The following is a 21,000-nucleotide window of genomic DNA, read 5'->3' as shown; positions in this document are numbered from 1 at the left end:
GACATTACCCTAAATGGCTGGAGCCTGTCTCGACAGCTTTGGGGCAGACTCATATTGTGATAGTTGTGCAGGCGCTAGTCTGGCAAATGTCGGGATGTTTAGCCAGAGCTTTACTCATTCCCCTAAACAATTTGGGTTGCTGCAAGACGGCATGTTGGTTCATGCCCTGAGCATGAGTGAGGATGGCGAGCACAGCCAGCGCAGCTCAAGTCTGGCGGACAAATAAAAACGCCGCCCGGAGGCGGCGTCAGAAGCGCAAGCAGATTACTGCGCTTTCTTATCAGCAGCGGCCGGAGCCTGTGCTTTCTCATCCGCTTTTGGCGCTGGCTTGATATCCAGCAGCTCAACATCAAATACCAGCGTTGAGTTGGCCGGAATGCCCGGAACGCCATTTTTGCCGTAAGCCAGGTTCGGTGGGATCACCAGCTTGATCTTGCCGCCTTTCTTCACGTGCTTCAGACCTTCGGTCCAGCCTGGGATCACGCCGTCGAGACGGAATGACAGTGGCTCGCCACGGGTGTAAGAGTTATCGAACTCGGTACCGTCGATCAGCGTACCTTTATAGTTCACGACGACGGTGTCGCTGTCTTTAGGTGCGTCACCGGTGCCTTCTTTCTCAACCTGATACAGCAAGCCAGATTCAGTTTTCTTCACGCCTTTTTCTTTGGCGAATTTATCAGCGTAAGCGGCACCCTTGTCAGAGTTCTCTTTCGCGTCTTTTTCCATCTTCGCCTGTGCAGCGCCTTTCACGCGGCCTTCGAAGGCTTGCAGTGTCTGCTCGATCTCTTGATCAGACAGTTTGCTCTTGCCACCGAATGCATCCTGAACACCTGCGATCAACTGATCTTTGTCCAGTTTGATGCCCAGTTTCTCTTGTTCCTTCAGAGAGTTGTCCATGTAGCGACCCAAAGAAGCACCCAGCGCATAAGCTGACTGCTGGTCTTCGTTTTTGAAGGCAGCATTTTTCGGTGCCTGCGGTGCTGCCTGAGCAGCGTCAGCCGGAGCCGCAGCGGTTTCAGCTGCCATTGCCAGCGGTGCATTCAGCGCAATGGCCATGGTGGTAGCTAACAATGTGACTTTAAACAGTGATTTCATCCTTTCTCCAAAACCGAAGCATCTAAACCTCGGGAATCATTGCGGACAGTGGCCCACACTATAACTTTACGTGGCAGCGGCGAACACTCCCACAACGTAATTACCCGCTTAACATCCGACCTTTTTTGCATCAGGAAGTTTCACCAGAGATGAAGGCATTAGCGCTGATTTCAACCGCAAAGCCCCATAAAGGTTAAAAATCGGGTGATTCTGCCGCTAAAGACCGTAGAATCACGCCCGATACGCGCCAGGCGCAGCACCGTGACAGGAGAAGAAATGATGCAGCATGAAGAGTGGGAACAACGCCTTGAGGCGCTGGAGAGCAAACTGGCATTTCAGGAGCACACCATCGATCAGCTCAATCTGACGGTGACTCAACATGAACTGGAGATGAGTCGTATGCGCGAACAGGTACGTTTATTAGTGGATAAAGTGAAAGCCGCGACACCTTCACCGATTGCTTCGCAGTCCGAAGAGACGCCACCACCGCACTATTAAAGCAAAAGGCCACCTGAAGGTGGCCTTTTGTTGTTCAATGCAGAACTTAGTGGCTGCAACCGCAACCGCCAGTACCACAACCGCCCTGGCCGTGATCGTGACCATGGTCGTGATCGTGGTCATGATGATGAGCATCTGCACCATGTACATGGCCGTGTGCGATTTCTTCTTCCGTTGCTTCACGGATCGCTACCACTTCCACGTTGAAGTTCAGGTTCTGACCCGCCAGCATGTGGTTACCATCAACCACAACGTGCTCGTCTTCCACTTCAGTGATTTCAACCGGCACTGGACCCTGATCGGTTTCTGCCAGGAAGCGCATGCCAACCTGCAGTTCATCGACGCCCATGAACACGTCTTTTGGTACACGCTGCACCAGGTTGTCATCGTACTGACCGTAAGCGTCGTTTGCCGGAATATGCACATCAAACTTATCGCCAACCGCGTGATTTTCCAGCGCTTTTTCCAGACCAGAAATCAGGGAACCATGACCGTGCAGATAGTCCAACGGTGCACTCACCGGTGACTCGTCAACCAACACACCGTCTTCGGTACGAACCTGATACGCCAGGCTCACCACCAGGTCTTTTGCTACTTTCATGATATCTCCTAACCGTTGAGAACTGAGATCCCGTCTCATTGGTCTATTTTGCGTGCAATAACCAACCAGAAAGGTTCAAGACTGAGGATGCCAACAAATGTGTTGCTGCATACTGCTCAGCGTTAATGGCGCCGATTGTAGCGGAATTCAATCCCGCTGTAAGTTTAAGCTTAAAAAAAGCTGCGCCATTCTGCTACTCAGGATGAAAAATGCCGATCACTTGCTCATTGCTGCGCACCTTATCGCGAACTTGTTTATCCGCTTCACGCATTTGATGGCCGCACTGCACGCACTCCACCACTTCGACATTGTTTTCACGCCACAACGCCAGCGTGTCTTTTTCCTGACATTGCGGACATACCGCACCAGCAATAAAACGTTTACGCATACTCTTTCCTGCCCGCTATTAAGCAACGGATATGTTAAGTGTAGTCCTACTCGTCATCCCAACCGTCAATCTGGCGTTTTTCATGCTGCATTTCGCGCTGGAAGATGTCTTCTAACTCACGACGAGCTTCACGCACGCGTGAAACCTGCGCACTGTCATCATGACTGGGTACCAGTTCACGCAGCATGCGCATATCGAGGCGACGGAAATGCTGCTGCGCGCGCTGTGCCTGATGTGGATGCATCCCCAATGAGATCAGCGTCTTGCGCCCTAACTCCAGCGCACTGGAGAAGGTTTCACGCGAGAACAACGTTACGCCCGCTTGCAGTAATTCATGGGCTTCCACACGGCCACGCGCACGCGCCAGAATTTCCAGCTGCGGGAAGTGCTGCTGGCAAAGGTGAACGATGGACATCGAATCTTCCGGATCATTGCAGGTAATCACAATGGATTGTGCATTCTCCGCACCGGCAGCACGCAGTAACTCAAGCTCAGTGGCATCGCCGTAGTAAACCTTATAGCCATATTTGCGCATCAGGCTGACAGCCGAGATGTCACGCTCCAGCACCGTAATACGCTTATTGTTAGCCATCAGCAAGCGGCCCACCACCTGACCAAAACGACCAAAGCCAACCACAATGACCTGCGGCTGATCATCTTCGACAAACGGCTTCTCATTGTCATCATCGGGCTCATTGAACCGACGTGCGAGAATTTTATCCACCCCCTGCATCAACAGCGGTGTGGTCATCATCGACAGCGTCACCGTCACCAGCAACAGTGGTAATTGATCGCCGCTAAACAGTTTGGCCGACGAGGCCGCTGAAAACAGCACAAAAGCAAATTCACCGCCCTGGCTAAGCACCCCGGCAAACTGCAGGCGCTCGGAACTGCGTAAACCATAAATACGGCCCAGCACATAGAGCACCAGCGTCTTGACCGCCACGAGAATTACTACGCCAAGGATAATCTCCGCGATATGGGTATAGAGCACGCCCAAATTCAGCGCCATGCCGACGGAAATAAAGAACAGCCCGAGCAGCAACCCTTTGAAGGGTTCGATCGCCACTTCCAGCTCGTGCCGATATTCACTCTCGGCCAGCAGGATCCCGGCGATAAAGGTGCCGAGGGCCATCGACAGCCCTAACATATCCATAAACAGCGCCGAGCCCAGCACCAGTAATAATGAAGCCGCCGTGAACACTTCACGCACACCGGAAGCGGCGATAAAGCGGAAAATCGGACGCAGCAGATAACGGCCACCCACCAGCATGACAGCAAACGCCAGCACCTTCATGCCCACTTTCAGCCAGTCAACATGGCCACTGTCGCCACCGGCCAGCAGCGGCACGAGGGCTAATGCGGGGATGACAGCCAGATCCTGGAACAGCAGCACCGAGAAGCCGAGTTGTCCCGCTTCGCTACGATTCATGCCTTTATCGCGCATCAATTGCAGTGCCATAGCCGTCGAAGACATTGCCAGGCCAATCCCGCCGATCACCGCGGCTTGCCAGCTAAAGTTGGTCAGCCACAGCAGCACACCGAGAATCGCGGTAGAAACCAATACCTGCGCAGCGCCCACACCAAAGATTGAACGTCTTAACGCCCAAAGCTTGGCGGGATTCAACTCCAGCCCGATGATGAACATCAGGAACACCACGCCGAGTTCGGAGAAGTGCAGAATCTCATCGACGTCACTAATAAACCCGAGTCCCCACGGGCCGATAGCAATACCCGCCAGCAGATAACCCAGCACGGCACCAATGCCTAGTCGGGCCGCAATCGGCACCACAACCACAGCGGCCACCAGATAAATCACTCCGGCAGTGAGTAACGTTTGACCTTCCATCACATCACTCCCTGCGGCAATGGTGACGAGAGCCAGTCACGGTAGGCGCGCGCATAATTGCGCATCACTTCCGGTGTCTGGCGGCGAGCCCAATAGATCACCATCGGCGTCATCCAGTGCATACGACACATCTGCGCCGTCAGCTCAAACGGACGCATGATGTCGCTCATCGGATAACGATTCAGGCCGTTATGGTGATACGCGGTTTCCGGTTCTCCGGTGGTCACCACGCTGCGCCAGTACTTGCCCTCCAGCGCATTCCCGTCCTGGCCGCTGGCAAACCCACGCGACAAAACGCGATCCAGCCACTCTTTCAGCAAAGCCGGGCAGCTGTAGGTATACAACGGATGCTGGAAAACGATGATTTGGTGTTCGCGCAGCAGCTGCTGCTCGTAATGAATATCAATGAAAAAATCCGGATAGTGGGCGTATAAATCGTGCACCGTGACGTGGTCCAGTTCCATAGCCGACTGCAGCAAAACCCGATTAGCAATCGAATCCTGTGTTTCCGGATGGGCGTAAAGCAGCAAAATTTTGGGTGGCTGCGACATCGTTCCCCTCCAAAGCGTCGTCACCGCAACGGAATTCCGCTACCATGCTCGACGCAACTAACCATTATTGAATTATGTTGCCGATAAATTAACATATTCTGACGATACGGCGCTTATGATTGTCTTTTCCGCATTACAAATACGCCGCGGCACTAACGTGCTGCTGGACAACGCAACAGCCACCATTAATCCCGGCCAAAAAGTCGGTTTGGTGGGTAAGAACGGCTGTGGAAAATCCACGCTGCTGTCGCTCCTGAAGGGCGAAATTAGCAGTGATGCAGGCAATTTCACTTTTCCAGGTAACTGGGCGCTGGCATGGGTGAACCAGGAAACCCCGGCCCTCACTAAAGCCGCGCTGGAATATGTTATCGACGGCGACCGCGAATATCGTCAGCTTGAATCCGAATTAGCTGATGCCAACGCCAGGGATGACGGCAACGCCATCGCTCTGCTGCATGGCAAGCTGGATGCAATTCAGGCGTGGAGCATACATGCTCGCGCCTCCAGCCTGCTGCACGGATTGGGCTTTAGCCAGGAACAATTAATGCGGCCGGTGAGTGATTTCTCCGGTGGCTGGCGCATGCGCCTTAACCTTGCGCAAGCGCTGGTGTGCCGATCCGATCTGCTGCTACTGGATGAGCCGACTAACCACCTCGATCTTGACGCTGTTATCTGGCTAGAGCGCTGGTTGAAAAGCTATGAAGGCACGCTGATCCTCATCTCGCATGACCGTGACTTCCTTGATCCGGTGGTGGATAAAATCATTCATATCGAACAGCAGACGATGTTCGAATACACCGGCAACTATAGCTCGTTCGAGCGCCAGCGCGTCGCCAAACTGGCGCAGCAGCAGGCGTTGTTCCAGAGCCAGCAGGAAAAAGTACAGCACCTGCAAAAGTACATCGATCGCTTCCGCGCCCAGGCCACTAAAGCCAAACAGGCGCAGAGCCGTATCAAGATGCTGGAGCGCATGGAGTTAATTGCCCCGGCTCACGTCGATAACCCGTTTAGCTTCAGCTTCCGCGCACCAGAGAGCCTGCCCAATCCATTATTGAAAATGGAGAAAGTCACGGCGGGTTATGGCGAACGCATCATTCTTGATGCCATCAAACTGAATCTGGTACCGGGTTCACGCATTGGTCTACTCGGCCGTAACGGTGCGGGTAAATCAACGCTGATCAAACTGCTGGCCGGTGAAATTGAAGCGCTGGATGGCAAAGTTGGCCTGGCAAAAGGCATCAAGCTTGGCTACTTCGCTCAGCATCAACTTGAATACCTGCGCGCCGATGAATCGCCATTGCAGCATCTGGCCCGTATTGCGCCACAAACGCTGGAACAACAGCTGCGTGATTATCTCGGCGGCTTCGGTTTCCAGGGTGATAAAGTCAGTGAAATCACTGAACGTTTCTCAGGCGGTGAAAAAGCGCGACTGGTGCTGGCACTGATCGTCTGGCAACGTCCAAATCTGCTGCTACTCGATGAACCGACCAACCACCTTGATCTCGACATGCGTCAGGCATTGACCGAAGCGCTGATTGATTTCGAGGGTGCGCTGGTGGTGGTTTCGCATGACCGTCATTTACTACGATCCACCACCGACGATCTCTATCTGGTGCATGACCGCAAAGTCGATGTGTTTGAAGGCGATCTCGATGATTACCAGCAGTGGTTGAGCGATCTGCAAAAGCAGCAAGCCCAGCAGGATGCTGCACCGAAGCAGGATAACGCCAACAGCGCCCAGTCTCGTAAAGATCAGAAACGCCGCGATGCTGAACTGCGCGCGCAAACCCAGCCGTTGCGTAAAGAGATCGAGAAGTTAGAGAAGCAGATGGCGAAGTGGCAGAGCCAGCTCCGCGAAGCGGAAGCGATGCTGTCAGACAGTGCAATTTACGATCAGAGCCGTAAGGCCGATTTAACCTCGGCGCTGCAACGTCAGGCTGAAAGCAAATCGGCGCTGGAAGACGTTGAAATGGCCTGGCTGGATGCCCAGGAACAACTGGAGCAAATGCTGGCGAGTTAGTGTTCAGCATCCATGCTGCCCCTGCAGGGTGAGTGCCTGCTGTAAGATCAGCAGGCAGGGTTCGCATCTCTGGAAGGCCAGCATTCTTGTTCAGCTTCTGCTGTCAGGCAAGTATGTCTGGTGCGGATTTCGTGGATGCTCAGCGTCTGTTGTAAGTCCGGTATTCTTGTTCAACTTCTGCCGACAGGTCGGCATTTAGGCCGACCTGGTTAACCACCGCACTCTTTTAAAACGGAACATCCCCTAACACCGTCGCCCGATGCATTACTCGCCGCGCCGGATAGTAATCGGCATTCGCATAATGCTGCGTGACGCGGTTATCCCAAATAGCCACATCATTCTCCTGCCAGCGCCAGCGCACCTGAAACTCCGGTTTTGCCGTGTGCCAGAACAGGAAATTCAGCAGTGCTTCGCTCTCCTTCTCACTCAATCCCAGTAAACGCGTCGTGAAGCCTTCATTGACAAACAGCGCCTTGCGCCCGCTCACCGGATGGGTACGAATCACCGGATGCTGCACCGGCGGATGTTTGGCGACCGCTTGCTGCCAGCGCTGATGCTCTTCTTCCGTCTTGCGGTACTTATACTCCTGGAACGACTTCTTAAAATCATGCTCCGCCTGCAAGCCGCTCAGCAGTTGCTTAAACGGTTCGGACAACGCTTCATAGGCCGCAATACCCGTTGACCACAACGTATCGCCACCGCTTTCCGGCAGCAGCTTAGACGCTAAAATCGCAATCGCCGGCGGCGTTTCAATAAAGGTCACATCGGTGTGCCAGTTATCATTATCCGGTGGATTATCCTGATGGGTATCCAGCACGATAATTTCTTCCACCCCCTCTGCATGCGGATACACCGGATGGATGTGCAGATCACCGAAGCGGATCGCCAAAGCGCGCTGCTGTTCCGGCGTGATCACCTGATTGCGCAGGAACAACACCTGATGGCGCAGCAGACCATGATAAAGCTGCTCAAACTGCGCGTCGCTTAACGGGCGGCTGAGATCGAGGTCGCTAATCTGCGCACCGATATGCGGGCCCAGCGCGGTAAAAGTGATACGTTCGTTCATTGCTGTTCTCCATTCCAGGGCGTTAATCGGCGCTGCAAAGCGCGCAGACCCAGTTCTAAGCTAAAAGCGATCAAGGCAATTACGGCGATTCCGGCCAGCACCACATCGGTGGCAAGGAACTCGCCCGCAGACTGCACCATAAATCCCAGTCCGCGCGTGGCGGCAATCAGCTCGGCAGCCACCAACGTTGACCAGCCGACGCCGAGGCCAATGCGTAAACCGGTAAGGATTTCAGGCAATGCGCCCGGCAGGATGACAAAGCGCAGCAGTTGCCAGCGCGTAGCGCCTAGTGCCTGCGCAGCGCGAATCCGTACCTGCTGAGCGTTTTTCACCCCTGCCAGCGTCGACAGCGTCACCGGCGCGAAGATCGCCAGATAGATCAGTAAGATTTTCGAGGTTTCGCCGATGCCAAACCAAATCACCATCAGCGGCAAATAGGCCAATGGCGGCACCGGACGATAGAGTTCAATCAGCGGATCGAGCAGCCCACGAATCGCCGGGCTCAGGCCCATTGCAATCCCCACCGGGATGCCAATCAACGCAGCGAAGAACAGCGCCACCAGCATGCGCGTCAGGCTGGCGCCCAGATGCTGCCATAGGGTCGCATCCATAAAGCCTTGCGGGCTGGCGATCAGCAGCAGCTTTTGCAGCACCTGCTGGGGCGGCCGCAGAAATAGCGGTGCCACCAAATTGAGCGCCGTCACGCTCCACCACACCAGCAGCAGCACGGCTACACTCAGCAAGCTCAGGGAAAACTGCGGTGAAAAAGGCCAGCGCAACGTGCGTCGGCGAGTCTGGGTTTTCTCATCAATCACCGCGCTCATACAAACGCCTCCCGCTGGGAAAAGACCTGATTCAGCACATATTCACGGCGCTCGATAAAGGCCGGGTCGGATTTGATACTGCGGCACGGTTCACCCGCAGCGAAGCGCTGACCGAAGTCGAGTTTGATGCGCTCCACCACACGGCCTGGCCCCGGCGACAGCAGCACCAGTTCGCTGGCAAGAAACACCGCTTCTTCAATATCGTGGGTAATCAACAGAATCTGTTTGCCGGTATCATGCCACAGCGTCAGCAGCAGGGTTTGCATCTGTTCGCGTGTAAAGGCATCCAGCGCACCAAACGGCTCATCTAACAGCAGCAACTGAGGATCAGCCGCCAGCGCACGCGCAATCCCCACGCGCTGACGTTGCCCCCCAGAGAGCTGCCAGACAAAACGCTTTTCTGCCCCTTCCAGTCCGACTTTGCGGATTAAACGGCGAGCAATGGTGTGGCGTTCAGCCTTGTCCATTCCCGCCAGCTGCAAGCCAAACGCCACGTTATCGATCACGTTACGCCACGGCAGTAGCCCTTCGTTCTGAAACACCACGCCGCGTTCTGCGCCCGGTCCATTTACCGCTTTGCCATCCAGCGTGATACTGCCTGACTCCAGCGGCAGGAATCCGGCGATCAAGTTCAGTAAGGTGGTTTTGCCACAGCCTGACGGTCCCAGCACCACCAGCAGGTCGCGTTGATCCAGCTGCAGATTGATATCCTGCAGCGCGGGTTGTCCGGCGTAACGTGCATTCAGATTGGTGATGCTGAGCATACGGCCTCCGTTATTTCGCCAAAGGCGCGACAAAGCGCGTAGTGACAAAGCTGCTGTAATCGTTAGCGGCATCCGGCACTTTGCCCTGCTCTTTCAGGAAGTGCGCGGTATCAACAATGGCTTTGTTCACTGGCTTGCCCAGCTGTTCCACCTGCTGCTGTGCGGTCAGGTAGGTATTGCCTTGCACCAGCACCGGCACATCGCTTTCCGGTACGCCACTCAGGCGCGCCAGTTTGCTGAGATTGTCGGGCTGCTTGAGCCACTGTTCTGGATTCGCAATGTAGGCTTGCTGTGCCTCAATCGCACTGCGCGCGAAAGCGGTAACCACTTCAGGATGCTGCTGAGCGAAATCTTTGCGTACCACCCACACATCCAGCGTTGGCGATCCCCATTTGCCCACCTGAGAAGAGTCGGTTAACACCGTGCCATCCTTTTCCAGCTCGTTTACCGCCGGTGACCAGACGTACGCGCCGTCGATATCACCGCGTTTCCACGCTGCAATAATGGCTGGCGGTTGCAGATTCACTAACTGCACCTGCGATGGCTTGATGCCCCAATGTTTGAGCGCTGACAGCAGGCTGTAATGGGTGGTGGAGATGAAGGGCACGGCGATGCGTTTGCCAATCAGATCCCTGGGACTGGTGATGGATTTTTTGACCACCAGCGCTTCGGAATTGCCAAGCTGTGATGCCAGTAAGAAAGCTTCGATGGGCAACTGCTGTGTTGCCGCCACTGCCAGCGGGCTGGACCCGATATTACCGATTTGCACATCACCGGAGGCCAATGCCCGCAGCACGCTGGCACCGCTATCAAACTTGCGCCAGTCGACCGTCGCGCCACTTTCTTTGGCGAAGGTGTTATCGGCCTGCGCCACTTTGGCCGGTTCCGCCGAGGTTTGATATGCCACGGTGACGTTGACCGCCTGTGCCTGGAATGCCATCAGGGCCAATGCTGCCGCCACTGCCGTTATCGTTTTTTTTACTGCCATCATCATTCACCCCAATGTTATGTCGTGATGGCAGTTTCTCCAGCGGCTGTAATTTCATAAAGGAATTAAAAATTATCCCTAATGAAAATCTGTTCTTAGATCAACATCGGGCAACGCTATGCGAAATGCGCAAATGCAAAGAAGGCGTAAAGACGGAAATATGTCACACGCTCACATAGCGACTGTGCTATTGATAGGCTTCTGATTTTTCACCTCTACTGGCGGTACTGAAATCCATGTCGATTGAGAAAGTTGCCCGTCTTGCTGGCGTGTCTAAAGCCACGGTTTCTCGGGTGTTGAACCAGCATCCCGGCGTGCGTACAGATACGCGAGAGAAAGTATTGGCGGCCATCAATCACTGTGACTATCAGCCTAATCTGCTGGCCCGCCAGCTGCGTACTGCCCAAAGTCATATGTTGCTGGTGTTAATTTCAGACATCACTAATCCCTTCTGCTCACGTGTGGTGCAAGGTATTGAAGCTGAAGCCGAAGCGCAGGGTTATCACATCTTGCTGTGCAATTCGGCCTCACAGTTGCCACGCGAAGCCGCTTATCTGGCGTTGTTAAGCGGTAAAGTGGTTGACGGTGTGATCACCATGGATGCCGCCGCCTGCTTGCAGCAGTTAAAAGGTTTGATTGGTGACGCACCCTGGGTGCAATGCGCCGAATACGATCCGGCCATTCCCGCCTCAAGTGTCACCATTGATAATAAAGAAGCGGCGTTTGAAACCGTGCGCTATCTGGCCAGCAAAGGTCGCAGACGTATTGCATTGGTTAACTGTGATATGCGCTATCTTTACTCGCATCAGCGTGAAAGTGGCTATCGCGAAGCGCTGGAACAGCTGGAACTGAATTGGGGTGGCGTGGCTTACGCGGAAAACATTTCGTGTGAAGCGGGCAGTGCCGCACTGCGTGAACTGCTGGCACGACCGGAGCGACCAGACGCCGTGTTTGCGGTCTCAGATGTGCTGGCGGTTGGCGTGATTCACGCCGCGCTGGAGGCCGGATTGCGCATTCCGGAAGATCTCGCTGTCGTGGGGTTTGATGGTATTCCCTTCACCAGCAGCCTCAATCCACCGCTGACCACCATCGAACAACCGATGAATCGGCTGGGTGCACGCAGTGTTCAGCTGTTACTGAACCGCATCCGCCAGCCGCACAGTGAAGTGGTGCGTGAGGTGTTACCCTGGAAGCGCGTTGAACGCGCCTCCAGCTAACTCAACGCCAGATCAGCAGTACACAGGCGGCAGTGAGCGCACCCATCGCCAGGTTGAAGATTTTCCACGCGCGCGGGCTGCGCAACAGACGGCCAATCAGCGAACCAAAGCCCATCCAGATAACACCGGATACCACATTGACCAGCGCCATACCGATACTGATGGCGATCACCGAATGCAGATACGCATCGCCCGCCAGGCTAAAGCTGGCTACCGCGCCCAACGCCATCAGCCAGGCTTTTGGGTTGATCAACTGTAGCAGGCCACCCTGCCAGAACGGCATCTGCTTGACGTTGGCATCTTCAGTTTCCAGCTTCTCGTACTCCGCGGTGGCAATTTTCCACGCCAGCCACAGCAGGTAGAGGCTACCGGCAATCTTCAGCACCAGATGCAGAGAGGGATAAAGCAGGATCAAACCACCGATGCCAAATGCCACCATCAGCAACATGACTTGCATACCAATCATGATACCAATGAGCAGCGGGATGGTGCGCAGGAAGCCAAAATTAGCACCTGAGGCGGTAAGTAACATATTATTGGGCCCCGGCGTGATGGCCGCGACCCAAAGAAAACCCAACATTGATAAAAAAAGACTCAGTTCCATGTATATTCGGGTGCTCCTCACCCAGTAAAGCGGACAACCCATCGAAGCTATCAGCGAGTTATGCATCAGACAAGCCTTTACCCTAGCTATTTTGATCGCCTGAACGGCGAGCGATTTACACCGCTGCGCGGATTCAGTAACGCGCATCTGCAAACCCTGCTGCCGCGCATACTGCGTCGGCGCGTAACCCTGCGTCCGCACTGGCAGCGACTTGACCTGCCGGACGGCGATTTTGTCGATCTCGCGTGGAGCGAAGATCCGGCACAGGCGCGTCACAAGCCGCGCATGGTGATGTTCCATGGTCTGGAAGGCAGTTTCCGTAGCCCGTATGCGCATGGCCTGATGCAGGCGTGTCAGGCGCGTGGCTGGCTGGCGGTGGTGATGCACTTTCGTGGATGCAGCGGCGAGCCGAATCGTCTGGAGCGCATCTATCATTCCGGTGAAACCGAAGATGCGACCTTTTTCCTGCACTGGTTGCAACGCGAATGGGGCACGGTGCCGACTGCAGCAGTGGGCGTTTCACTCGGTGGCAATATGCTGGCCTATTTATTGGGCATGCAGGGGAATGATGTGCCGGTGGATGCCGCCGTCGCCATCTCGGCACCCTTTGCGCTCGAACCCTGCAGTGAAAAGCTCGATGCTGGCTTTTCTCGTTTCTATCAGCACTATTTACTGACCAAGCTGAAACAGAACGCTACGCGTAAACTGCTGGCCTGGCCCGGCACACTACCGGTGGAACTGAGCCAGCTGCGCGCATTTCGCCGCATTCGTGAGTTTGATGATGCGATTACCGCACGGGCGCACGGTTTTCTGGATGCCAACGACTATTATCAACGTGCCAGCGCTATGCCGCTGCTCACGGGCGTGCGCAAGCCGCTGCTGATCATCCATGCCAAAGACGATCCCTTTATGACCGATGCGGTCATCCCGCAGCCGGCGCAACTGTCGGCTTCCATTGAATATCAGCTGACACAACAAGGCGGGCACGTCGGCTTTGTTGGCGGTACGTTAATGAAGCCGAAAATGTGGCTGGAACAGCGTGTGCCTGACTGGCTTTCAACCTATCTGGATGTGTGATCGTGATTATTCCCTGGCAAGAACTTGAAGTCGCAACACTGGAAAACCTGATTGAAACTTTCGTGCTGCGCGAAGGCACCGACTATGGTGAGCAGGAGCGCAGCCTGGAACAGAAAGTCGCCGACGTGCGCCGCCAGCTGGAGCGCGGAGACGTTGTGCTGGTGTGGTCGGAACTGCATGAATCCGTCAACATTATGCCGAAAGGCGAGTTTCGCGGTTAATGCACCGCGCAGTAATTCGTGGTAACAATGCTCATCGCCCGACTTCACAGGGAGTTCTGTTATGTCAGCCAGGCATCCAATCATTGCCGTGACCGGTTCCAGCGGTGCCGGTACCACGACCACCAGCCTCGCCTTCCGTAAGATTTTCCAGCAGCTGAATCTGCATGCTGCGGAAGTGGAAGGTGACAGTTTTCACCGTTATACCCGTCCAGAAATGGATATGGCGATCCGTAAGGCACGCGATCTGGGCCGTCATATTAGCTACTTCGGTCCGGAAGCCAATGACTTCGGGCTGCTGGAACAGACGTTTAAGCATTACGGAAAAACCGGGCTAGGTGAATCGCGCAAATATCTGCACACCTACGACGAAGCGGTGCCGTGGAATCAGGTGCCGGGCACCTTTACGCCCTGGCAGCCGCTGCCGGAAAACACTGACGTGCTGTTCTATGAAGGATTACACGGTGGCGTGGTAACACAGCAGCACAACGTCGCCGAGCATGTCGATTTGCTGGTCGGCGTGGTGCCGATTGTCAATCTGGAGTGGATTCAAAAGCTGGTGCGCGACACCAGCGAGCGCGGCCATTCCCGTGAAGCGGTGATGGATTCAGTGGTGCGTTCAATGGAGGATTATATCAACTTCATCACGCCGCAGTTCTCGCGCACCCACATCAACTTCCAGCGTGTACCTACGGTGGATACGTCCAACCCATTTGCCGCACGTGAAATTCCGTCACTCGATGAAAGCTTTGTGGTGATTCACTTCCGTGGACTGGAAGGCATTGCTTACCCTTACCTGCTGGCGATGATCCAGGGCTCGTTCATTTCGCATATGAACACGCTGGTGGTGCCGGGCGGCAAAATGGGGCTGGCAATGGAGTTAATCATGACGCCACTGGTGCAGCGGCTGATTGAAGGTAAACGGATTGAATAATCCAGAAATTCTGTAGCGGCGGCCGTTTGGCCGCCCACTTATGTTATCGCTCAATCACTTCGTAACTGTGCGTCATTTTCACACTATTGCCGAGCATGATCGCCACCGAGCAATACTTCTCCGCCGACAGATCGACGGCCCGCGCCACCGCTTTATCGCTTAGCGCTGTGCCGCTAACGATAAAATGCAGGTTGATTTGCGTAAAAATACGTGGCGCTTCTTCACGGCGCTCGGACGTAAGTTTCACCTCGCAGTCAGCCACATCATTTCGGCCTTTTTGCAGGATCGATACCACGTCAATCGCGCTACAGCCGCCTGCTGCCATCAAAACCATCTCCATCGGGCTTGGCGCTTTGTCACCCGAGTTACCGTCCATTAATACCTGATGGCCTGATGAGGATTCTCCGAGAAAGGTCAGCCCTTCCACCCATTTCACTCGTGCCTGCATTATTCTTTCTCCTGAAGTGGCGGTTTTGCCGCCAGAGTACGCTTTCACCTGATAAACAGCAATCCAGACTCTTCCGCCTGTTGCTGAAGCGAGACAACAGAAGACAGCTTGCAAAAGCTGTGCTACAAACAGTGCTGAAAATATTTTCGTCATCACAGACGAAGGCGGGAAGAATCAAAAGCGTAGCTTAAGAATCACCCGGAAATAATTTTCCTTTACTGGAAACGCTCGACGATTACACCGCCTGACAGGGAAAACTGCCCCCTGTGTTTTGGGCACGATTACAACAGAGGATAATAGCGAATGGTTCTCGGCAAACCGCAAACAGACCCTACACTCGAATGGTTCCTGTCCCATTGCCATATTCACAAATATCCGTCCAAAAGCACGCTCATCCATCAGGGTGAGAAAGCGGAAACGCTGTACTACATCGTGAAAGGTTCCGTTGCGGTTCTGATCAAAGATGAAGAAGGCAAAGAGATGATCCTCTCCTATCTCAATCAGGGAGACTTCATCGGCGAACTGGGCCTGTTTGAAGAAGGCCAGGAACGTAGTGCCTGGGTACGTGCTAAGACTGCCTGCGAAGTGGCTGAAATTTCCTACAAAAAATTCCGTCAGCTGATTCAGGTAAACCCGGATATTTTAATGCGACTTTCGTCGCAAATGGCGCGTCGTCTGCAAGTCACTTCCGAGAAAGTGGGCAACCTTGCCTTCCTCGATGTGACGGGCCGTATCGCGCAAACACTGCTTAATCTGGCGAAACAACCCGATGCGATGACGCACCCCGACGGGATGCAAATCAAAATCACCCGTCAGGAGATTGGTCAGATCGTGGGTTGCTCACGCGAAACCGTGGGTCGTATCCTGAAAATGCTGGAAGATCAGAACCTGATCTCCGCACACGGTAAAACCATCGTCGTCTACGGCACCCGCTAATTTCTTATCACCCACGGCGTGATGGCAACATCGCGCCGTTTTTGTTTGCGATGAGCTGATGTGGCGCCGAATCATCTATCATCCTGAGGTCAACTACGCACTGCGGCAAACGCTGGTGCTGTGCCTGCCTGTGGCACTAGGCTGGATGTTTGGCGATCTGCAAAAAGGCCTGCTGTTCTCCTTAGTGCCTGCCTGCTGCAACATGGCGGGTCTTGATACACCGCATAAGCGCTTCTTTAAACGCCTGATTGTTGGCGGCTCACTGTTTGCCACCGCCAGTTTTCTGATCCAATTTCTCACCAGTGACGCCATTCCGTTACCGCTGATCCTGTTTGTGCTGCCGCTGCTGATAGGCGTGACCGGCGAAATCAGCCCGCTGCACGGCCGCTTGTTGCCCGCAACGCTGATTGCTGCCATCTTTAGCCTCAGCCTGGTAGGACGCATGCCCATGTGGGTGCCGCCGCTGCTGTATATCGGCGGCACGCTATGGTATGGCCTGTTTAACTGGTTCTGGTTTTGGCTGTGGAAAGAGCAGCCGATGCGCGAAACGCTCAGTCTGCTATATCGGGAACTGGCGGATTATTGCGATGCAAAATACACCCTGTTGACGCAGCTTACCGATCCCGAGAAAGCGCTGCCGCCGCTGCTGGCGCGTCAGCAAAAAGCCGTTGATCTGATCACCACCTGCTATCAGCAAATGCACATGCTCTCTGCCAGCCGCGATAACAGCCACAAACGCCTGACGCGGGCGTTTCAGGTGGCGCTTGATTTGCAGGAACATATCTCGGTGAGCCTGCACCAGCCGGAAGAAGTGCAAAAGCTGGTCGAGCAGAGTCACGCCGAAGCGGTGATCCGCTGGAATGCCAAAACCATCTCTGCGCGTCTGCGCCTGTTGGCCGATGCCATTCTCTATCATCAATTGCCCGATCGCTTCCACATGGAAAAGCAGCTCGGCGCGCTGGAAAAAATTGCGCGCCAGCATCCCGACAATCCGGTGGGCAACTTCTGCTATTACCATTTCAGCCGCATCGCCCGCGTGCTGCGCACCCAGAAACCGTTATACACCCGTGACCTGATGGCCGATCGCCAGCGCCGTTTGCCGTTGTTCCCGGCGCTGCGCAGCTATCTGTCGCTCAAGTCCGCTGCATTGCGCACCGCGGCTCGTATTTCGGTGATGCTGATGTTCGGCAGTGCGCTGGCGCTGTTCTTTAATATTCCCAAGCCTTATTGGATTCTGATGACCATCATGTTTGTCAGCCAGAATGGCTACAGCGCCACACGAGTGCGTATCCAGCACCGTGCGCTGGGGACCTTTGCCGGATTGCTGATCGCCGCAGGATCGCTACGGCTCGAAGTGCCCGAATCGATCACCCTGCTGTTTATGCTGGCCATCACCCTCGCCAGCTATCTGGTCACGCGCAAGTATTACGGCTGGTCGATGATTGGCTTCACCGTGACGGCGGTGTATTCGCTTCAGCTGTTGTCGCTGAACGGGGCGCAGTTCCTGTTGCCGCGCATGATGGATACCCTGATGGGTTGCCTGATCGCCTTTGCCGGTATGATCTGGCTGTGGCCACAGTGGCAGAGCGGATTACTGCGCAGCAACGCGCATGATGCTCTGGAGGCTTATCAGGAAGCCTTGCGGATGTTGCTGGGGCCGGAGCAATCTCCTGAAAAGCTGGCTTACCAGCGCATGAAGGTCAATCAGGCGCACAATGCACTGTTCAACTCACTGAATCAGGCATCGAGCGAACCGGGCTTCAACGCGCAGTACCTGAAAGATATGCGCATGTGGGTCACCCACAGCCAGTTCATTGTGGAGCATATTAACGCGATGACGATCCTGGCGCGTGAGCACACCATGCTGACGCCGAAGCTGGCGGAACGCTATCTGCAATCCTGTGAAATTGCGCTGCAGCGCTGTCAGCAGCGACTGGCGTATGACGGGCCAGGCAGTGACAGCAATATTCTGGAAGCGCCGGAGAATATGAATGAAGGGCCGGTAACGATTGTCGAGCAGCATGTGAAGCGCATCCTGCAACACCTGAATGTGATGCACACCATCTCTTCACTGGCCTGGAGCCAGCGACCGCATCACGGCCGCTGGCTGAAAGTTTTACGTCCGAAAGGATGATTACGCCGCCAGCACTTTCTCAATCGCTTTGGCGAAACGCGCCATGCCTTCTTCGATGTCAGTCGGCTCGATCACCAGTGACGGCACAAAACGAATCACATCAGTGCCTGCGGTCAGAACCATCAACCCTTCTGCTGCCGAGGCATTGAGGATATCGCGCGCTTTACTGGCGTGCTGTGGCTTCAGCGCTGCGCCAATCAGCAAACCTTTGCCGCGAATCTCACTGAAAAGATTATATTTGCTGTCAATCGCCTGCAGTGCCTCAACGAACTGCTGACGACGGGCTTCAACGCCACCCAGCACTTCAGGGGTGTTGATGATGTCCAGAGCCGTTTCAGCAATCGCACAGGCCAGCGGGTTGCCGCCGTAAGTGGTGCCGTGCACGCCGGGCGCCATCACTGAGGCGATTTCATTGGTGGTCAGCATCGCACTCACCGGGAATCCGCCGCCCAGCGCTTTGGCGGTGGTTATGATGTCTGGCTTGATGCCGTAATGTTCGTAGCTGAACAGCTTACCGCTACGACCCATGCCGCTCTGCACTTCATCCAGCACCAGCAGCGCTTTATGCTCATCGCACAGTGCACGCAGGCCCTGCATGAACTCTTGAGTTGCCGCCACCACGCCGCCTTCGCCCTGAATCGGTTCAACGACAATCGCGCAGGTGTGGTCATCCATCACCGCTTTCACCGCATCCAGATCGTTAAACGGTACATGCACGATATCCGCTGGTTTTGGACCAAAGCCGTCGGAGTATTTCGGCTGGCCGCCAACAGAAACGGTAAACAAGGTACGACCGTGGAACGCGTTGTGGAAGGCGATGATTTTGCTTTTGAACGGGCTGTGTTTTTTGCAGGCGTAATAACGCGCCAGCTTGAAGGCCGCTTCGTTCGCTTCGGCGCCGGAGTTGCCAAAGAAAACGCGATCGGCAAAGGTCGCTGCAATCAGTTTGCTCGCCAGACGCAGCGCCGGTTCGTTGGTGAACACGTTGCTGGTGTGCCACAGGGTTTCGCCCTGCGTTTTCAGCGTTTCCACCAGCGCCGGGTGGCAATGGCCTAAAGCAGTCACCGCGATACCGCCGGAGAAGTCGATATACTCTTTGCCCTGCTGATCCCAGACTCGGCTGCCCTTGCCCTTTACCGGCACGAACTGCGCTGGTGCATAAACAGGCAAAATCACGTTATCGAACGTTTCCCGGGTTACCGCTAGTTTTTCCGCTGCCATTGCCGACCTCATTGGGTTATTTATTGAGCTGAAGTGAAATTATAATCACAAAATATGCATAAAAAATCATACTAAGGCAAACATAAGTTACGCGTTGAGGAAATTAGCCAATAGCTGATGGCCCTGCTCGCTGAGGATGCTCTCAGGATGGAACTGCACCCCTTCTAAGGGCAGCGTACGGTGGCGGAAGCCCATGATCTCATCGGGCTCGCCATCACGCAGGCTCCAGGCCGTGACTTCGAATTCTGCGGGCAGCGTATCGCGCGCTACAATCAGTGAATGATAGCGCGTGACGGTGAGCGGATTATTAAGGTCGCGAAATACGCCTTGATGGGTGTGCTGGATAACAGAGGTTTTGCCGTGCATCACCTGACGAGCCCGCACCACCTGCGCGCCATAGGCTTGCGCAATTGCCTGATGGCCGAGGCAAACACCGAGAATCGGTAAGCGACCGGCAAAATGGCGGATGGCATCCAGAGACACACCGGACTGATCCGGCGTACAGGGACCAGGTGAAATCACCAGATGCGTCAGCGGCAACGCATCCATCTCCGCCAGCGTGATGGCATCGTTACGCACCACGCGCACTTCTGCGCCCAGCTCACAGAAGTACTGGTAAAGATTCCAGGTGAAGGAGTCGTAGTTATCAATTAACAGCAGCATAGTGCCCTCAGGCCAGTCAAACCGCCGCTATTCTACGCATTTTACCGTGCGGGACTCACCACTTTCGCAAACTGTGTCGTCAGCGGTGCCAGATCGCCCGACACACCAGCAAACAGCGCGGTACGCCACGTTTCTCGTTCCAGCTTATCCCACGTCAACAGGTAACCGGCGTGCAGCGCCAGCTGTTCAAAGAAAATGCGCTGCGTGCGGCCATTACCCGCGCGGAACGGGTGTAATACGAAGATTTCACAATAATAATGCGCCAGCCGCGCGACAAACTCATCCTGCGTCAGGTTTGTCAGTTGTTGTTCATCTTCCAGCGCGCTCATCAGCGCATTGCCCTCTTTCTCGATGTATTCGCAATGGCAATAGGGTGTCTCATCACGCCAGATATCGATGCTGCGTAACTCCCCTGCCCAACTGTAGAGATCCTGAAACAGCGTGCGATGAATATGGCATAACCAGGGCATACCGGTGCTGCGCGGGCCGAGTTCCAGTGTCGCCAGGCGTGCAGCGCTAAACGCCAGCTCCGCTTTACGCAACTGCGCTTCATCATGAATATCGAGACGATTTTTCAACACCGTGTCGTTGTGCCAGACATAAGGGTCGCGCACGGCCAGACTGTTATCCGCCATATTGCCTCCTTAGTGACTCAAGTCGCTCTTCATACTGCTCAGCGCTGATATCGCTGAGTACGTAGCCGGCAAGACGGCAACTGGCCTGATAACTGGCCATGCGGCGCTGTTGCCACAGGGTGGCTTTCTGTTTTTCGGTGAGTTGGCTGGTCATTGCGCCTCCGACAAGCAATTTGCCCTAAGTATAAGAGCTAATTTTAGCTTTGCCGGAGAGCAGCAGAACGCACCGACGAGTGCCGGCGCGTTAATTCATTAAGGCAGGACTTTCG

Annotated in this window: 23 protein-coding genes; 8 read left to right on the top strand and 15 right to left on the bottom strand. The window is 54.8% G+C overall.

Annotated features, from left to right (window positions below):
- Positions 1-264 precede the first annotated feature (264 nt).
- Positions 265-1,095: an FKBP-type peptidyl-prolyl cis-trans isomerase gene (gene fkpA, locus RT340_RS13420; protein ID WP_045833796.1), complete on the bottom strand. Its 831-nt coding sequence runs from the start codon at positions 1,093-1,095 to the stop codon at positions 265-267.
- Positions 1,096-1,374: 279 nt separating this feature from the next.
- On the opposite strand from fkpA, the gene RT340_RS13415 reads away from it, so the two are divergent.
- Entirely contained in the window at positions 1,375-1,593 is a 219-nt protein-coding gene (locus tag RT340_RS13415; RefSeq protein WP_034830802.1) for a SlyX family protein, read from the top strand.
- Positions 1,594-1,639: 46 nt separating this feature from the next.
- On the opposite strand, the gene slyD is transcribed toward RT340_RS13415, so the two are convergent.
- The 4 genes from slyD to kefG form a co-directional block, all read right to left on the bottom strand.
- Positions 1,640-2,194 carry a peptidylprolyl isomerase gene (gene slyD / locus RT340_RS13410; RefSeq protein ID WP_313376480.1) on the bottom strand — a complete coding sequence of 185 codons (555 nt, stop codon included), beginning with the start codon at positions 2,192-2,194 and terminating at the stop codon, positions 1,640-1,642.
- A gap of 193 nt (positions 2,195-2,387) precedes the next feature.
- Positions 2,388-2,582 (bottom strand): YheV family putative zinc ribbon protein, encoded by a 195-nt coding sequence (locus RT340_RS13405; protein WP_034830784.1) that lies wholly within the window; start codon positions 2,580-2,582, stop codon positions 2,388-2,390.
- A gap of 46 nt (positions 2,583-2,628) precedes the next feature.
- The gene (gene kefB / locus RT340_RS13400) at positions 2,629-4,431 is read right to left on the bottom strand and encodes a glutathione-regulated potassium-efflux system protein KefB (protein ID WP_313376478.1); all 1,803 of its coding nucleotides are present in this window, start codon (positions 4,429-4,431) and stop codon (positions 2,629-2,631) included.
- Entirely contained in the window at positions 4,431-4,982 is a 552-nt protein-coding gene (kefG, locus tag RT340_RS13395; protein WP_034830789.1) for a glutathione-regulated potassium-efflux system ancillary protein KefG, read from the bottom strand. Before kefG ends, kefB begins: the two co-directional genes overlap by 1 nt.
- A 115-nt stretch (positions 4,983-5,097) precedes the next feature.
- On the opposite strand from kefG, the gene RT340_RS13390 reads away from it, so the two are divergent.
- Positions 5,098-7,002 carry an ABC transporter ATP-binding protein gene (locus RT340_RS13390; protein ID WP_097119694.1) on the top strand — a complete coding sequence of 635 codons (1,905 nt, stop codon included), beginning with the start codon at positions 5,098-5,100 and terminating at the stop codon, positions 7,000-7,002.
- Between the two features lie 226 nt (positions 7,003-7,228).
- Here RT340_RS13390 and tauD read toward each other — a convergent pair whose 3' ends face one another.
- From tauD to tauA, 4 genes are read right to left on the bottom strand one after another with little or no spacing between them, the layout of a single operon-like run.
- Positions 7,229-8,068 carry a taurine dioxygenase gene (gene tauD, locus RT340_RS13385; RefSeq protein ID WP_313376475.1) on the bottom strand — a complete coding sequence of 280 codons (840 nt, stop codon included), beginning with the start codon at positions 8,066-8,068 and terminating at the stop codon, positions 7,229-7,231.
- A complete protein-coding gene (gene tauC / locus RT340_RS13380; RefSeq protein WP_313376473.1) occupies positions 8,065-8,892 on the bottom strand; it encodes a taurine ABC transporter permease TauC in 828 nt (275 codons plus the stop codon). Before tauC ends, tauD begins: the two co-directional genes overlap by 4 nt.
- Positions 8,889-9,656, bottom strand: a complete 768-nt coding sequence (gene tauB / locus RT340_RS13375) for a taurine ABC transporter ATP-binding subunit (protein ID WP_313376471.1) — start codon at positions 9,654-9,656, stop codon at positions 8,889-8,891. The genes tauC and tauB overlap by 4 nt, the downstream gene beginning before the upstream one ends.
- Before the next feature lie 10 nt (positions 9,657-9,666).
- Positions 9,667-10,647, bottom strand: coding sequence for a taurine ABC transporter substrate-binding protein (tauA, locus tag RT340_RS13370; RefSeq protein ID WP_160834616.1), 981 nt, complete (start codon positions 10,645-10,647; stop codon positions 9,667-9,669).
- A 233-nt stretch (positions 10,648-10,880) separates the two neighbouring features.
- On the opposite strand from tauA, the gene RT340_RS13365 reads away from it, so the two are divergent.
- Positions 10,881-11,861 (top strand): LacI family DNA-binding transcriptional regulator, encoded by a 981-nt coding sequence (locus RT340_RS13365; RefSeq protein WP_160834617.1) that lies wholly within the window; start codon positions 10,881-10,883, stop codon positions 11,859-11,861.
- Between the two features lies 1 nt (position 11,862).
- On the opposite strand, the gene RT340_RS13360 is transcribed toward RT340_RS13365, so the two are convergent.
- Entirely contained in the window at positions 11,863-12,465 is a 603-nt protein-coding gene (locus RT340_RS13360; protein WP_034819569.1) for a LysE family translocator, read from the bottom strand.
- Positions 12,466-12,525: 60 nt separating this feature from the next.
- On the opposite strand from RT340_RS13360, the gene RT340_RS13355 reads away from it, so the two are divergent.
- The 3 genes from RT340_RS13355 (at position 12,526) to RT340_RS13345 (ending at position 14,694) form a co-directional block, all read left to right on the top strand.
- Positions 12,526-13,542: a hydrolase gene (locus tag RT340_RS13355; RefSeq protein WP_097119698.1), complete on the top strand. Its 1,017-nt coding sequence runs from the start codon at positions 12,526-12,528 to the stop codon at positions 13,540-13,542.
- A gap of 2 nt (positions 13,543-13,544) precedes the next feature.
- Positions 13,545-13,763: a YheU family protein gene (locus tag RT340_RS13350; protein WP_034820041.1), complete on the top strand. Its 219-nt coding sequence runs from the start codon at positions 13,545-13,547 to the stop codon at positions 13,761-13,763.
- Positions 13,764-13,824: 61 nt separating this feature from the next.
- Positions 13,825-14,694 (top strand): phosphoribulokinase, encoded by an 870-nt coding sequence (locus RT340_RS13345; protein ID WP_034819573.1) that lies wholly within the window; start codon positions 13,825-13,827, stop codon positions 14,692-14,694.
- A gap of 43 nt (positions 14,695-14,737) precedes the next feature.
- Here the strand turns inward: RT340_RS13345 and RT340_RS13340 are convergent, their stop codons facing one another.
- Positions 14,738-15,142 carry an OsmC family protein gene (locus RT340_RS13340; protein WP_034819576.1) on the bottom strand — a complete coding sequence of 135 codons (405 nt, stop codon included), beginning with the start codon at positions 15,140-15,142 and terminating at the stop codon, positions 14,738-14,740.
- 303 nt (positions 15,143-15,445) lie between these two features.
- Here RT340_RS13340 and crp point away from each other — a divergent pair, with 303 nt between their 5' ends.
- Both crp and RT340_RS13330 read left to right on the top strand, forming a co-directional pair.
- Positions 15,446-16,078 carry a cAMP-activated global transcriptional regulator CRP gene (crp, locus tag RT340_RS13335; RefSeq protein ID WP_000242758.1) on the top strand — a complete coding sequence of 211 codons (633 nt, stop codon included), beginning with the start codon at positions 15,446-15,448 and terminating at the stop codon, positions 16,076-16,078.
- A 58-nt stretch (positions 16,079-16,136) separates the two neighbouring features.
- Positions 16,137-18,212, top strand: a complete 2,076-nt coding sequence (locus RT340_RS13330; protein ID WP_313376455.1) for a YccS/YhfK family putative transporter — start codon at positions 16,137-16,139, stop codon at positions 18,210-18,212.
- On the opposite strand, the gene RT340_RS13325 is transcribed toward RT340_RS13330, so the two are convergent.
- The 4 genes from RT340_RS13325 to RT340_RS13310 form a co-directional block, all read right to left on the bottom strand.
- The gene (locus RT340_RS13325; RefSeq protein WP_160834621.1) at positions 18,213-19,433 is read right to left on the bottom strand and encodes an aspartate aminotransferase family protein; all 1,221 of its coding nucleotides are present in this window, start codon (positions 19,431-19,433) and stop codon (positions 18,213-18,215) included.
- A gap of 87 nt (positions 19,434-19,520) precedes the next feature.
- Entirely contained in the window at positions 19,521-20,096 is a 576-nt protein-coding gene (locus tag RT340_RS13320) for an aminodeoxychorismate synthase component II (protein ID WP_097119701.1), read from the bottom strand.
- Positions 20,097-20,137: 41 nt separating this feature from the next.
- Positions 20,138-20,731, bottom strand: a complete 594-nt coding sequence (locus tag RT340_RS13315; protein WP_058960598.1) for a putative adenosine monophosphate-protein transferase Fic — start codon at positions 20,729-20,731, stop codon at positions 20,138-20,140.
- Positions 20,721-20,885: a YhfG family protein gene (locus tag RT340_RS13310; protein ID WP_097119702.1), complete on the bottom strand. Its 165-nt coding sequence runs from the start codon at positions 20,883-20,885 to the stop codon at positions 20,721-20,723. Before RT340_RS13310 ends, RT340_RS13315 begins: the two co-directional genes overlap by 11 nt.
- Positions 20,886-21,000: the final 115 nt, after the last annotated feature.

Source organism: Pantoea sp. CTOTU50773 (assembly GCF_032082325.1).
GTDB classification, from domain to species: domain Bacteria; phylum Pseudomonadota; class Gammaproteobacteria; order Enterobacterales; family Enterobacteriaceae; genus Pantoea; species Pantoea communis.
Note: the sequence above shows the minus strand (reverse complement) of the source record. Positions and strands in the feature narration are given on the sequence as shown.